The 13,300-nt window shown below is 70.9% G+C and carries 9 protein-coding genes; 1 reads left to right on the forward strand and 8 read right to left on the reverse strand.

Going from position 1 to position 13,300, the window contains the following annotated elements:
- Positions 1–9 precede the first annotated feature (9 nt).
- Together ACFW5B_RS12800 and ACFW5B_RS12805 are read right to left on the reverse strand one after the other, a co-directional pair.
- Positions 10–654 carry a dihydrofolate reductase family protein gene (locus ACFW5B_RS12800; protein ID WP_386437574.1) on the reverse strand — a complete coding sequence of 215 codons (645 nt, stop codon included), beginning with the start codon at positions 652–654 and terminating at the stop codon, positions 10–12.
- Positions 655–885: 231 nt separating this feature from the next.
- The gene (locus ACFW5B_RS12805) at positions 886–1,107 is read right to left on the reverse strand and encodes a hypothetical protein (protein ID WP_386437577.1); all 222 of its coding nucleotides are present in this window, start codon (positions 1,105–1,107) and stop codon (positions 886–888) included.
- Between the two features lie 314 nt (positions 1,108–1,421).
- On the opposite strand from ACFW5B_RS12805, the gene ACFW5B_RS12810 reads away from it, so the two are divergent.
- Positions 1,422–1,961, forward strand: coding sequence for a cysteine hydrolase family protein (locus ACFW5B_RS12810; protein WP_386437580.1), 540 nt, complete (start codon positions 1,422–1,424; stop codon positions 1,959–1,961).
- A gap of 224 nt (positions 1,962–2,185) precedes the next feature.
- Here the strand turns inward: ACFW5B_RS12810 and ACFW5B_RS12815 are convergent, their stop codons facing one another.
- From ACFW5B_RS12815 to ACFW5B_RS12840, 6 genes are all read right to left on the reverse strand, one after another.
- Positions 2,186–3,484, reverse strand: coding sequence for an MFS transporter (locus ACFW5B_RS12815; RefSeq protein WP_386437583.1), 1,299 nt, complete (start codon positions 3,482–3,484; stop codon positions 2,186–2,188).
- A gap of 317 nt (positions 3,485–3,801) precedes the next feature.
- Positions 3,802–4,932 carry a pyridoxal phosphate-dependent aminotransferase gene (locus ACFW5B_RS12820; protein ID WP_386437586.1) on the reverse strand — a complete coding sequence of 377 codons (1,131 nt, stop codon included), beginning with the start codon at positions 4,930–4,932 and terminating at the stop codon, positions 3,802–3,804.
- 206 nt (positions 4,933–5,138) lie between these two features.
- Entirely contained in the window at positions 5,139–6,923 is a 1,785-nt protein-coding gene (locus ACFW5B_RS12825; RefSeq protein WP_386437588.1) for an NAD(P)/FAD-dependent oxidoreductase, read from the reverse strand.
- Positions 6,904–10,869, reverse strand: a complete 3,966-nt coding sequence (locus ACFW5B_RS12830; RefSeq protein ID WP_386437591.1) for an amino acid adenylation domain-containing protein — start codon at positions 10,867–10,869, stop codon at positions 6,904–6,906. Before ACFW5B_RS12830 ends, ACFW5B_RS12825 begins: the two co-directional genes overlap by 20 nt.
- On the reverse strand, positions 10,866–12,521 hold the full coding sequence (locus tag ACFW5B_RS12835) for an MBL fold metallo-hydrolase (protein WP_386437594.1): 1,656 nt from the start codon (positions 12,519–12,521) through the stop codon (positions 10,866–10,868). The genes ACFW5B_RS12830 and ACFW5B_RS12835 overlap by 4 nt, the downstream gene beginning before the upstream one ends.
- A complete protein-coding gene (locus ACFW5B_RS12840) occupies positions 12,518–13,252 on the reverse strand; it encodes a hypothetical protein (protein ID WP_386437597.1) in 735 nt (244 codons plus the stop codon). The genes ACFW5B_RS12835 and ACFW5B_RS12840 overlap by 4 nt, the downstream gene beginning before the upstream one ends.
- Positions 13,253–13,300: the final 48 nt, after the last annotated feature.

The raw sequence follows: 13,300 nt of genomic DNA on the forward strand, positions 1-13,300 counted from the left end.
GCTCTCGGATCACCTTCGCCAGAACAGGTGATGTGTCACGCCGCTAGGGCTGGGCACGACGTCCAGGTGGAAACGGTCGAGCAGCTCATCGGGTGACTCCCAGAGCCGTACTCCGGAGCCCAGCTCCAGCGGCGAGACCACCACATGCAGGGTGTCGACGAGATCTGCGTCGAGGAACTGCCGGATGGTGGTGGCCCCGCCGCCGAGTCGCACGTCCTTGCCCTGCGCCGCCGCCCGTGCCTGTTCGAGTACCGCGGCCGGGTCGCCGCCGACGAAGTGGAACGTGGTGTCGGAGAGGGTGAACGAAGGGCGCTTGTGGTGGGTCATGACGAACACCGGGGTGTGGAACGGGGGTTCGTCGCCCCACCAGCCGCGCCACTCGTGGTCCTGCCAGGGGCCGCGCTGGGGGCCGAACTTATTGCGGCCCATGATCTCGGCGCCGATGTTGCGTGCGTAGTCCCGGGTGAAGTAGTCGTCGAGGCCCCGGCTTCCCCCGGGGGCGGTGCGCATGGGCCAGCTCGCCGTGGCGCCGGCCCAGGCGAACAGCCGCCCGGGATCTACGTGGCCGAAGGGTTTCTCCAGGCTCTGGTCCTCACCGGCACCGATCCCGTCACGCGAGACGTTGAAGTTCTGCACTCTCAGGAGCTGAGTCACGGGTTCCTCCTGCGTTGGCCGATAGCCGATAACGGTGGTGAGCCTCCCGTGCCGGGACGACTCATCGCTCGCCATCCACGGAAAGTCATCGCTGCTTCCGTGATTGACCAACACAACGTGATCGACCCACAGAGCAGATCGGCCAACAGAACGGTGTCGGTGCTGCCGGCCCTGGACGCTGTGCCCGTAGGCCGGCGGTTTTCCGCCCCTCCCTCGGGCGTTTCTCAGGCGTCAGGGGTTCTGCGGGTCCACGCCGGTGTGCGCTTCCGCGTCCCTGGTGCCGCTCGGACGGCCGGAGCGACCCTTGGTGCCGGTGCCCCGCATGCCCTTCTCCTTGGTCTCGGCGGCGCGCTGCTCACCGCCCTTCGTCTCGCTCTTCACCTCGCTCGCCGGTGGCACTTTTTCCTGTCCCTCGCCCGTCTTCGAGCGCGAGGACTTCCGGTTCTTGGACATGTCGCCTCCTGGTCCGAGGACATCACGGCGCGGGCCCCGCGCCCGGTACGGACCGCACCCGGCCGGCTCCGGCCTCGCGCCGCCTACCTCCAGCCTGCGGACCTGTCGAGGCATCCGCATCCTGGCCGGACGGCCGGACGGCCGGACGGCCGGCGGGCCGGCGGCGGGTGGCGCGCGGTGGACGGCGCATCCGCCGCGCGCCACAGTGAGAGAGGCGGCCTCGGCGGACGGCGGAGGACGGAAGGCCGGGTACCGACGGAAGCCCGCCCGCCCCGCTGCTGCGCAGTTGACCAAGGATGCCCAGGGGGCACACCATGCCCGCCACCGCACTCATCGTGATCGACATGCTCAACGCCTACGAGCACGAGGACGCCGAACTGCTGCTGCCCTCGGTGTGTGAGGTCCTGCCGCGTCTCACCTCGCTGCTCGAACGGGCCCGGCGCAGCGACGCCGACGTCATCTACGTCAATGACAATTTCGGGCTGTGGCGTTCGCACCATGACGAACTGCTGGACACCGTGCTCAGGGGCCCGCGCGCGGACCTGGTGGAACCGGTCCGGCCGGATGAGGATTCGTTGTTCGTGGTGAAGGCGCGGCACTCGATCTTCTACCAGACGCCGCTGGAATATCTGCTGCGCCAGCACGGCATCGAGACGATCGTGCTCTGCGGCCAGGTAACCGAACAGTGCGTGCTCTACTCGGCGCTCGACGCCCATATCCGGCACATCGGGGTCACCGTGGTCGAGGACGCCTGTGCCCATATCCACCGGGACCTCGCGGAGGCCGCCCTGCGCATGATGGAACGCAATATGCAGGCCCGCATCGTCAGATCCACGGCTGAGGAACTCTTCTGAGCGGGGGACGACGCACCCAGGGACAGCGCTCTCCGCCGCGGCTAGCGGGGCGGCGAGCTGTCCTCGCGGCCGCCGTGGCCCGACGAGGCGAAAGCTACCCGGACCAGGGCAGAGCACCCGGCCCGTGCGCTGCTGTCGGCCGGTCCCGCGGCAGACGGGTGACGTCTGCGGTCCCGGCCGTCAGGCGCTGCAGGTGGGTGGAGGGCGGAGCCGACCGCCGGGTTCTATCCGGAGACGTCCCGTTCGGGAGCGGAGAGGGTGTCGTCCGCGTCACGGGCTTTCGTGTCGAAAGCGCGGAGGCGGGGGACAGGGGAGAGCAGGACCGGCGCCGTGGCGGTGAGGAAGAAGAGGCCGGCCACCCAGAGGATGGCGTGTGGGCCGGCGAAACCGCCGAGCCAGGCGGTGACCAGGCCGCCGAGGGAAATGCCGCCGAACACCAGGGCACGGTAGCCCGCCACGACCCGGCCCATCAGTCCGTCGGGGGTGACGCTCTGCCGTAGCGTCGCCGTGAGGACGCTGAAGATCGCAAGACCGCCGTTCATGACCACCAGAAGGGCGGAAACGCTCAGCGCGAGGGCGGTCTTCTGGCCTGAGACAGCGGGGATGAGCAGGGCGGGCACGGTGGTGGCAGCGGCGGCCGCGAGGTAGGTGACGCCGACGGGGAGGCGCCGGGTGAGCCAGGGGGTGCAGGCGGCTCCGGCCACGCCACCGGCCGCGCCCACCGCGAGGACGACGCCGATGTTGAACCCGAGAATGCGGTTCATGTAGACGAGGAACGCGGTCTGGAAGATGGCCCACGCCAGGTTGTAGAGGCTCCCGGCCAGGGTCACCGCTCGCAGCAACGGTGACCGTACGAGGAAGCGCAGCCCGTCCTTGAGGTCCTTCCAGGGGGTACCGACCACACGGGCCGGGGCGGGTTCCGGTCGCTTGACGAGCACGAGGGAGAGGACGGAGACGAGGTAGGAAGCGGCGTCGAGGGCCAGGCAGAGTGGCGCGGAGAGCCAGTGGACGAGCAGTCCGAACAGGCCCGGACCCGCGACCTCCGCCGACGCCTGGCTCATGGACACCCGGCCGTTGGCCGACAGCAGGTCCTCGGAGGCCACGAGCTTCGGCAGATAGGCCATCAGGCCCAGGTCGAACAGCACGGTGAACGTGCCGATGCCGGTGGCGAGCACCACCAGCCAGGTCATGGTCAGCCACCCGAGTGCCGCGAGGACCGGGATGGCTCCGACGAGTACGGCGCGGACGGCGTTGGCGAGTACCAGCAGAGGGTGGCGCCGTCGCCGGTCGACGAGGACTCCCAAGGGGAGCGCCAGGGCGAGGAACGGGAGGTACTCGGCGAAGCGCAGCAGGCCCAAGTCGGCGGCGTCGGCGCCGAGTACGACGAGGGCGGTCATCGGCAGCGCCAGAAGACTGACCTCGGCGCCGAACAGGGAGAGGGTCTCGCCGGCCCAGAAGATGTGGAAGGCGCGGTTGTGTCGCAGCCCTTTTCGGGGTGGGGCCTGCACCGTGGACGTCGTCATCGCGAGACCTGCTGTCGTGACCGCCCCGGCCACCGGTCGGCAGCGCCGAGACCGAGACCACCGAGGCCGAGGGGACCGGGAACGAGGGGACCGGGGCTTGGGGGACCGAGGAGAGCGATGGCGCGGTCGAGCCCCATCCGGTTGCTCCCGGCCCCGTTCCACAGTCGGGTGACTCCGGCTGTGCGAGCGTTCATACAGGTCCCTTCATGCGCACTTTGAACAACAACTCCCCATGATTCCGCATCTGTTGAGGCTCCGTGGCCGCAGACGGGCCGACGCGCCGACGCCGCCGACCGGCCCGTGCGGCGGTTCGGTTCTCAGACCCTGCCGCAGGCCGGTGTCAGGTCGGCCCCGGACCGCAGCGGTGGGGCCGTCAGCCGGCCGAGGCGGTCGAGTGCCGTGCGGAGGTAGTCGGGTGTCGCACCGAACGAGAGGCGTACCCGGTCGTCCGTGCCCTCCCAGAAGCCGAGGCCGGGCATCAGCCGTACGCCCGCCTCCGCCAGCGCGCGGTCGCAGAACTGCTGGGCGCTGACGTCCGGGTCGGCCAGCTTGAGCCAGAGGAACAGGCCGCCCGGCGGAGGCGCCGCCGCCTCGAAGAGGCCGAGCGCGGGGAGCGCCTCCACGGCGAGGGCCCGGCGCTCGGCCAGCAACGGGAGGTTTCCGTCCACGGGGTGTTCCAGCAGGCCCGCCGCCGCGTGCTGAGCCACCAGTGACGGGCCCATGCGCAGCCGCTCGGCCACACCGGTGAGCACTTCGGCCAGGGCCGGCGAGGTACTGATCCACCCGATGCGGACGCCGGGGCAGCCGAAGGCCTTCGACACCGAGTTCACCTTCGCCACCAGGCCGCTGTCGAGCAGGGCCTGCTCCTCCTGGGGGCGCGTACCGCCGACGATCAGCTCGTCGTACACCTGGTCCAGGACGAGCAGTGCGCCGTCGGCGCGGGCCGCCTCGGCATGCAGGGACAGGGCGCCCTCGGCGAGGACCAGACCGTCGGGGTTCGACGGGCTGTGCAGCAACCGCATCCGTGCCGGGCGCGCGCCGTCGGACGCCGCATGCAGCGGTACGAGACCGGCACCGAGGTTTTCCAGGATCTCCCGGTAGAAGAGAAAACTCGGCGCCTGTACGGCGACCCGGTCCCCGGGGTCCAGGAAGGTGTGGGCGAGCAGGAACAGCGCCTCGGTGGCGCCGTGTGTCACCACGATGTGGTCCTCGGTCAGCGACAGACCGTATTTCTCGTTCTCCCGGGCCGCGATCCGGCGCCGGAGGTCCCGCTGCCCCTGGGGATCGGGATAGGACTCGGCACGGAACTCGACGCGGCCCGTCGATGTGGGGAGGCCCCGCAACAGGGCCTCCGAGAGATCCCATGTGGGCCGGGTGCCCTGCTGCGCCGCGCGTGCCTGACGCTCTATCAAGGACAGGTCGTGCCAGGGACGAGGCGTCGAAATCATGGGTACTCCTCGGGGAAGATCTGCGGTTCGTGACAAGCCGCGGTGCGGCCGCGCCGATGCCCGTGGTGGCGGCCACAGGCATCGGCGTCATACGTCGGTGTCCTGCCTCGGTGTCGCGCTCGGCGCCGCGCGTCGGACGCGCGCACCACTGCGGTCATGGAACGGCCGGATGACACGGACCGGTACGGCGTCATCCGGCCGGACAACTACAGCCGCAGTTCGATCGGCAGCGCGGCCGGTTCCGTATCGGGCTCCGGGGACGGGGCGTCGAACAGCGCCGTGAGGGTCGCGTAGGTCCGGTCACGGTCAAGGGGCCGCGGCGTGGTCGTGGGCTTGAACAGTCCGTCGGCCCGCCAGCGCTCGGGGTCCAGGCCGATCGCCCAGGCGTTGAGCCAGGAGTGCTCGTCGAGGTGCGTCCGCCGCTCGGGCATGGTGTCCTCCACGGCGATGAGGAAGATGGCCTGAGCCACCTCTTCCAGCACGGCCATGGAGTGGCGGTGGTCTTCGACGAGTTCGGCCACCGACTTGCCCTCCACGAGATTGCGTTCGTATGCCTCGCGGAGGAACGGGATCTTGTAGTAGTCGATGAAGCGGAAGTCCCGGCCTCGTCCCGCCTTCTTCTCCCACTGCTTGAACAGCCGCTTGACCTGCACCGTCAGGGCATACAGGCCCGGGGTCGCGGCGCGCACCGCGGCGGCCTTCTCCTCGTCGAGGAAGATGCCGTTGTAGATCTGCGGGGTCGCGGTGGTCCAGGAGAGCAGCGTGTCCCAGAGGAAGGACAGCGACATGATCAGCGGCTCGCCGAAGTACGAGTACGAGCTGTGGATGTTGTATTCGAGCCAGTCGTTCTGACCGAGCGCGAAACGGCTCAGCTCCTCGACCCGCTCCGGACGCAGCTCCTCCCGGGCGTCCTCGCCGATCAGCTCGATCAGCGCGGAGTTCTCGAAGGCGATCATGTTGGAGCCGGGGGAGTAGAACGGGTCGGCGAAGGCCGCCGCCTCGCCCACGCAGCCCCAGCGGTCGGCCGAGAACACCTGGCTGGAGGTGTAGCTGTAGTCGCGGACCGCGAGGAAGTCGAGGACCTCGTGTCGATCCAGCGCGGACGCCACGGCCGGTTCATTGCGCTCCAGCCACTCGACGGCGCCGGGAAGGTCGCTCATCCCCTCGATGTCGTGGAGCTCGCCGGACGTCACGATGCCGACGCTGGTGTTCCCGGAGCCGAGCGGGATCAGCCAGACCCAGTAGCCGGGGCCCATCAGGTGGACGGTGGAGAGCCGGCGCCGGCGGCCCGGCACCCGCTCGTGCCATGCGGTGTTGTCGTCGGACACGAAGTCCTCGACGTCCAGCCGGCCCGCGACGCGGAACCAAGCGGCGTTGAACTCGCCCTCGGTGGCGCGCTGCAGCCCCAGTTTGCGCTGGAGGTACCGGGCCCGCCCCATGGCGTCGATCACCCAGCGGCAGCGTGCCCGCCGGGGTACGCCGTCCCCGTCGACGTAGTGCACCAGGTGGGGGTCCCGGCCGGGACCCAGATCGACCTCGCTGACCTTGCTGCCGGTGGCGATCTCGACGCCGGCCTCGCAGTTCATCGTGTACAGGTCGTTCTCCAGGACCCCGCGGTCGATCTGGTACGTGCTCCGTCCGGGGAAGCCCGACAGCCCGATCTCCGGTGCGTCCGCGAACGGTTCGCCGGCCCGGCCGAAGAAGTAGCGCAGGCCCAGCTTGGGCAGGTGCTTGTCCGCCATGTAGTCGGCGAGCCCGAGGACGGAGGAGAAGTAGAACCCGGCGATGTCCACCGTGGACTCGCCGACCTTGTGGGCCGCCAGCGGCACCGGGTAGGTCTGGCCGTCGATCACCAGGACCGAGGCGTCGGGCTGCTTGCGGCGCAGATGGCGGGCGAAGGTGGCGCCCGCGAGTCCGCCACCGCAGACCACGACGTCGTACCAGGGGGCGTCGTCGGGGCTCGTGGAGTGCTCAGGACTGAACAGTGTCACGGATTTCCTCCGGATTGCCGGGCACGACGCTGTGGCCCGGGGCGTCGGCGGTCGGGGTGGGGGCGGTCGGGGCGGCGGTGGCCGGGCGGGACAGTTCCTCGGACCAGTGGGCCATCAGCTGTTCGGCCGCGGTCTCGTCGAGCCGGTCGAGGTCGTGCTCCAGGGTGGCGATGAGCTGGGGTGCGCCGTCGGGCGCCGGTTCGAGCGACACCGCGAGGACCACCGGGTGGTGGAGCTGACCGAGGGCGATGCACTCCTCGACCAGGGTCAGCCGGTCGACGGCGTTGCGGGCGTGGTGGAAGTGCACGAAGTTGAACCACCCCGCGACCGCCTCCTCGTCCGCGGCATGGCCGGCCAGCGGGAACCCCGCATAGGGCTCCATCGCCTCCAGCCCGGCCTGGACCGTGGCCGCCGAGGGGGGCTGCCCATCGGCGTCCCGACGGGAGCGGAAGGGCAGGATGTTCCAGAACAGCCCGGTGGTGCCGAGCGGGTCGGTGAGCCGCTCCGACCGGCCGTTGGCGACGACGCCGACCGTCAGCTCCGGTGCGCCGCGGTGACGGTGGAGCGCGGCGGTGAACGCGGACAGGCAGCGGGCCTTGGGCGAGAGGCCCTCGCTGCGGGTACCCGCGAGGATGGCCTCGACCCGCTCCGGCGGCACCACGACCTCCGTGTAGCCCACACGCCGGAACTCCCGGCGCCGCGGGGCGGTCAGACCGTCCGGGAGCGTGGCGCAGGTGTCCGCCCAAAAGGCCTTCGCCTGCGGGTCGTTGGCGAGTGTCTGCTCCAGCGCGACGAACTCCCGGTAGGAGTCCACCGCGGGCGCCGCGGTGTCCGGGCGGCCACCGTCGCGGAGCGTCCCGTAGTCCGCCAGCAGTTCGTTCCGCAGCTGGACTCCGCTCCAGCCGTCCGTCATGGCGTGATGCGCGGACATGACGACATCGACCTCGGTATCGGAGCGCACGACGAGGTGGAAACGGGTCCACGGCGCGCTGCCGTCGGTGTCGAACGGGGCGGCCAGATCGGCCTCCACGACGGCGTTCAGCACCGTATCGGCCTCGTCCTGCGGGCCGGTTTCGGCGGTGTCGATGACCGTGGTGTCCGCAGGGAGCACGCACTGCAGCAGGCGCCCCGAGCCCGCCGCGCGGACCACGGTGGTGCGCAGCGACCGGTGCCGCTCGACCAGACCGCGCAGCGCCTGCCGCAGCACGCCGAGGTCCAGATCCCCGGCGCGCAGCCGCCACCCCGCGACGCAGCGGTAGGTGTGCAGCACCCGCAGGTCCGGTGCGGCGGACCACGCGACCATCCGCTCCTGGAGGTGCGTCAGCGGGTAGGCGTCCTCGCAGCGCGCCGGCAACTGCCGTGTCTCGTCGTGGGTGAGGGGCATCGCCGTGCTCGCGGCCGGCGCCACGGGCCCGGTGTCGTCGCCGCGTTCGGCCACCATGCGCGCCAGCGCCCGGACCGTCCGGTGCTCGATGATGTCGCTGGTACGCACGCCGATCCCGGCCTGCTCCGCGGCCTGTACGGCCTGGATCAGCCGGATCGAGTCACCGCCGAGCTGGAAGAAGTCGTCCTCGGCGTCGATCGCGGACATCCCGAGGACCTTCGCCCACACCTCCACCAGGCGCGATTCCAGTGGGTTCGCCGGCCGGCCGACCGGGCGCTCGGCCATCCGCCGCTCGTGCAGCGCCATCAGGGCGCGCCGGTCCACCTTGCCGTGCTCGGTGGTGGGGAAGGCGTCGATGCCGTGCACCGCGCTCGGGATCATGTATGGGGGAAGCGACTTGGCGAGGTGGTCGGAGAGTTCGCGCACCGGCACCGCGTCGTGCTCCGGACCGTGCCCGCCCGGTTCGCGGACGAAGGCCACGAGCACCCCGCGCCCCGAATCCGCGACCACGACGGCATCCTCCACGCGGTCGTGGGTGCGCAGCGCGTTCTCGATCTCGGTGGGTTCCACCCGGAAACCACGGATCTTCACCTGCTGGTCCCGGCGGCCGGCGAAGACCAGCTCCCCGTTCTCGTCCCAGCCGCCGAGGTCGCCGGAGAGGTGCAGCACGCCGCCGTCCGGGCGGAAGGGGTGCGGGACGAACCGGCGGGCGCTCTGCTCCGGGTCCCCGACGTACCCGGACGCCACCCCGCGCCCGGAGATCGCGATCTCGCCGATGACGTGCCGGGGCAGCAGATTCCGGTCCTGGTCCAGGATGTAGACCTGCATGTTCGCCCGCGGACGGCCGAGCGGCACACTCTGGTACTCACGCTCCGGGTCCACCCGGTGCAGCGTGGTGTTCACACAGGCCTCGGTCGGGCCGTAGCCGTTGTACACCGCGACGCCGCGCGCCGCGTACGCCCTCAGGTCCGCCGTGATCGCCGGCTCCGCCGCCGAGATCAGCACCCGGAGGTCCGTCAGCCGCTGCGGGTCCAGGGCGCTCAGATAGGAGGGCGTCATGGTGGTCGCCGTGACGGAGTGCCCGGCCATCAGCTCTTCGAGGCGGCGCGGATCGGCCAGCTCCTGCTCGTCGGGGAGCACCAGCGCCGCACCGGCGAGGTGCGTCATCACGATGTCGAGCAGCGCGCCGTCGAACGAGAGCGCCATGAACGCCAGGTAGCGGTCGTCCGGGCCGAGGCCGAGTTCCGTCACATGGTCGAGCGCGACGTTCACCACGCCGGCGTGGTCGAGGACGATCGTGCGCGGGGTCCCGCCCGAGCCCGAGGTCGTGATCACCGCGGCGGCGTCACCGCCCCGTGGCGCCGCCCAGTCCGGTTCGGCCGCTGACGCCGTCGCCGTGTCCGCCGGGAATTGCAGGTCCAGACAGCACACGGCGAGCGTCGGCAGATCGGTGAGGCGGTGCAGCAGGCCGGAGTGCAGCGCCAGGGTCTTGGCCTTCGCTGACTCGGCGATCTGCGCGATGCGGTCCGCCGGGGCCTGTGGATCGACCGGGACATACGCGGTCCCGGCGAGCAGGCATCCCCAGAGTGCCACCAGGGTGTCCTCGGTACGCGAGACGAGGACGGCCACCGCTTCGCCCTCGGCCAGACTCAGGTCGTCCCGCAGATGGCGGGCGAACTGCTCGGCGCGGGACAGGAGTTGGCCGTAGTTCACGGTCCGGCCGCCGGTGATCAGCGCGGGGGCGTCGGGAGCCGCGGCGGCCACCGCCCGGAACCGGGTCGCCAGCGAGTCGTCCAGGGTGTGGGCCGGGACATCGGTGGCGGTGAGGGTGTCGAGCTGGTGGAGGATCTCGTCGTCGTCGAGCAGGTCCATGTCGGCCACCGCGACACCGGTTTCGTCGAGGTGGTCCAGCACCTTTTCGACCAGCCCCACGACATGGTCGGCGAACCAGACCGGGAACCGGCCGTGCCGGTCCTCGACCTCGAAGCCGCCCTCGGCCGCATCGATCCTGATCACCAGCTCGGAGGTGTCGTCGGCCGGCACCGCCTCGTGCAGCCCGGCCTCGGCGACCACCAGACCGGTGTCCGCCGGTCCGTCCGCCTGCGCCCACAGATCGCGGACGGGGAAGCCCTGGACCGCGTACGAGGTGGCGACCTGATGGCGGACGTGCTCCAGCAGCGACTTGAAGCTGCCCCGCCGCTCCGGGCGGAAGACCAGCGGCACCCGGTCGTCGTGCCCGTAGGGGCTGTCGACCCCGCGGAGCAGGGGGGTGGACAGCCACACCACGTCGTGCGCCGAGGTGCGCTGGACCACGGCCACGAGGGCGGAGAGCAGGACGACGAAGTCGCCCAGCGTCTGACCACCACTCACCGCGGAGACCTTTCGCCGGGTCTCCGGCGCGAGGGTGACACGGCGCCGCGTCCCCGGGGCGGCCGTCCCGGCGGTGACGACGGTGTCGGCCCAGTGCAGGGCGTCCTCGGCGGACGGCATGGCCGCCAGCCAGGCGGCGCGCTGCTGTTGATGGTCCGGGCCCTGGAGGGCCTCGATACGGGAGATGCTCACGACACGCTCCAACGCTTCGCACCGTAGAGCCGCTCGGAGTGGCGGCCCTGCTCGCGGCAGGTCTCGACCAGCCGCTTGGCCTCCCGGATGGCGAGGGACTCATCGGTGTAGGGGATGCCCAGCAGGGGATAGAGCCAGGGCTCCTCGCCCATCGCGTACACGTAGACCTCCGAGCTGTGGAAGCGCTCGACCACATCGAGGGCCTCCGCGCACGTGGACGCGCGCCCCCGCCGGCTCTGGTCGTGGTCCCGGTCGAGCGGATGGGCGAAGTACGGGGCGTAGACCCAGCTCGCCGGCGCGCCCTCGCACTCCATGCCCATGAACAGCACATCGATGTCGCCGACGACCTCGCGCACCCGGTCGTACAGCGCCGGGTTCACGTTGGCGGTGTCGGCCCCCAGCAGCACCGACCGGCCGCCGAGCCGGACGTGGTACGTGGACTTCGACCGGATCGCCAGGTCGTGGTGCTCGCCGACGAACGGCATCGCGGTGATCGCCCCGTCGGGGAGCGGCACGACATCGAGGTCCTGCACCTCACGGACATCGGGGAAGCCCAGCTGCTCGACGACCAGGCGCAGCGAGGGGTCCATGAGCCCGCCACCGTCGTTGCCGGGCACGATGACCGTACCCACCTTGTGCCGGATCTGGAGCAGGGTCTCGGGCAGCACGTGATCGTGGTGGGCGTGGGTGATCAGTACGTAGTCGATCCGGTCGGGCAGGTCCGCGAAGGACAGGCGCGGCACGTCGGACTCGTGGTCGTACGGGATCACGGGGTCGACGAGGACGCTGACATCGCCGTCCTGCAACAGCACACAGGCGTGCCCGAAGTAGGTCACCCGCAGCCCGTCCCGCCCGGCCTGCGCGGCCTCGCGTTCGGCCGGTGTCCGCGGCGGCGTGGTGGTGAACAGCTCACGGAAGCGGCGCCGGGCGCCGGTGTCCAGGCCCAGTTGTCCGGCGAGCGCGTCCGGATCGACGGGTTCGGTACGGGCCCGGAACAGGGTGTCGAGCGCCGGGGTGGCGAAGGGCACGTCGAGTTCCACGGCGCCGTTCCAGGCCGCGCCGTCGGCGTCGTCCGGGTCCTCCACCACGGGCAGGCGCGGCGTGGAGAACGCGAACGGGCGGTCGCCGTCCCGGTCCGTACGCACCAGGCGCAGGCACTGCCCCGACGGGTCGGCCAACGGGTCGGCGTGCAGCAGTCGTTCGTAGAGCCGGCAACGCGCCCGGTTGTGCCGGTCGTACTCCAGCTCCACCAGGCCCTTGAGCGCGGCCGGGACGGAGGGGTACAGCGGTTCCAGCGCACCGCCGGTCATGCTCTCCAGGAGCGTGTCGAGCTCGCCGAACGCCGACACGAAGTCCTGCTGGCGCTTCGCCTTGGCGCGCGTCGCGTCCAGCAGCGCCTGGACCTCGGCGACCTTGGCGCCGCCGAGGTCGAGGAACGGGCCGCTGCGCGTCGCCGGGTTCGCCGCCGCGGCGGCGTGCATGGCCGGGGAGCGGACGTAGGACTCCATCATCCGCAGATGACGCTCGATGGTGACGAACGCGGCCGTCGCCGGCGAGACCAGGTGCACCCAGGCATACCAGCGGTCGACCAGCGGCTCGACCTCGACATCGCCGCGGAGGAAGTATCCGGGGGTCTTCTGCGGCGTCGTCATGCGCGCTCTCCCTCGGTGAGCAGGGTGTCCACGGCGGCCAGTGCCGACTCGATCTCCTCCAGGTCCTCGACGACGAAGTACCGCTTCTGGAGCTGGAGGATGTCGAAGGTCGTGCGCCGCACCACCTCCGGGTCGAAGGCCTCGACCGTGGATGTCACGTGGAGGCACTGCTGGATCTCGTCGGCCGAGGACAGAATGGCGCCGCCCAGCGCCCGGAGCCCGTCAGGTGTCCGTATCAGACCGGCCTCCAGAGTGGTCCACATGATGCTCTGGAGCAGTGCCAGCTCCTCGGGGTGCTCGGTGCACCGGACCCCGATCCGGCCGAACTCCTGGTACAGGTCCGCCGTGCGCGGGTGGGCCAGGAAGGGGCCGTGGCCGAACAAGTCGTGGAACAGATCGGGCAGTTCGGCGAAGCGGATCTCCTCGGGCCTGCGCATCTGATTCGTCACCGGGAACCGCCGGTTCAGGAGCATGTCGAAGAAGTCGGCCCCCTTCACGAGGCCGTCCACCGCGACGAACGTCCAGCCGGTGACGGCGCGGACGCGCTCGTTCACCTCGTCGAGATCGGGCACGTGGTCTTCCGTGAGGCCGAGCAGTTCCAGCCCCTCCAGGTAGATGTCCGGCGCGGCCAGCGGCACCAGATCCGTCTGCTGGCGGTAGAGGTGCCGCCAGACCTCGTGGTCGGCCGGCTGATGCTGTTGCTGAACCGGCGGTACTTCCTGAGTGTCCACCTCTGCTCCTTTCAGCGGGGACGGGTTCGCGCCCGTCCCGGGGGATCA

This window comes from Streptomyces sp. NPDC058773, assembly GCF_042746015.1.
GTDB lineage: Bacteria > Actinomycetota > Actinomycetes > Streptomycetales > Streptomycetaceae > Streptomyces.

Bases quoted from the DNA above. Each gene is read 5' to 3' on its own strand.
- ACFW5B_RS12820 (WP_386437586.1), bottom strand. From the start codon at position 4,932: ATGATTTCGACGCCTCGTCCCTGGCACGACCTGTCCTTGATAGAGCGT.
- ACFW5B_RS12815 (WP_386437583.1), bottom strand. From the start codon at position 3,484: ATGACGACGTCCACGGTGCAGGCCCCACCCCGAAAAGGGCTGCGACAC.
- ACFW5B_RS12835 (WP_386437594.1), bottom strand. From the start codon at position 12,521: ATGACGACGCCGCAGAAGACCCCCGGATACTTCCTCCGCGGCGATGTC.
- ACFW5B_RS12805 (WP_386437577.1), bottom strand. From the start codon at position 1,107: ATGTCCAAGAACCGGAAGTCCTCGCGCTCGAAGACGGGCGAGGGACAG.
- ACFW5B_RS12810 (WP_386437580.1), top strand. From the start codon at position 1,422: ATGCCCGCCACCGCACTCATCGTGATCGACATGCTCAACGCCTACGAG.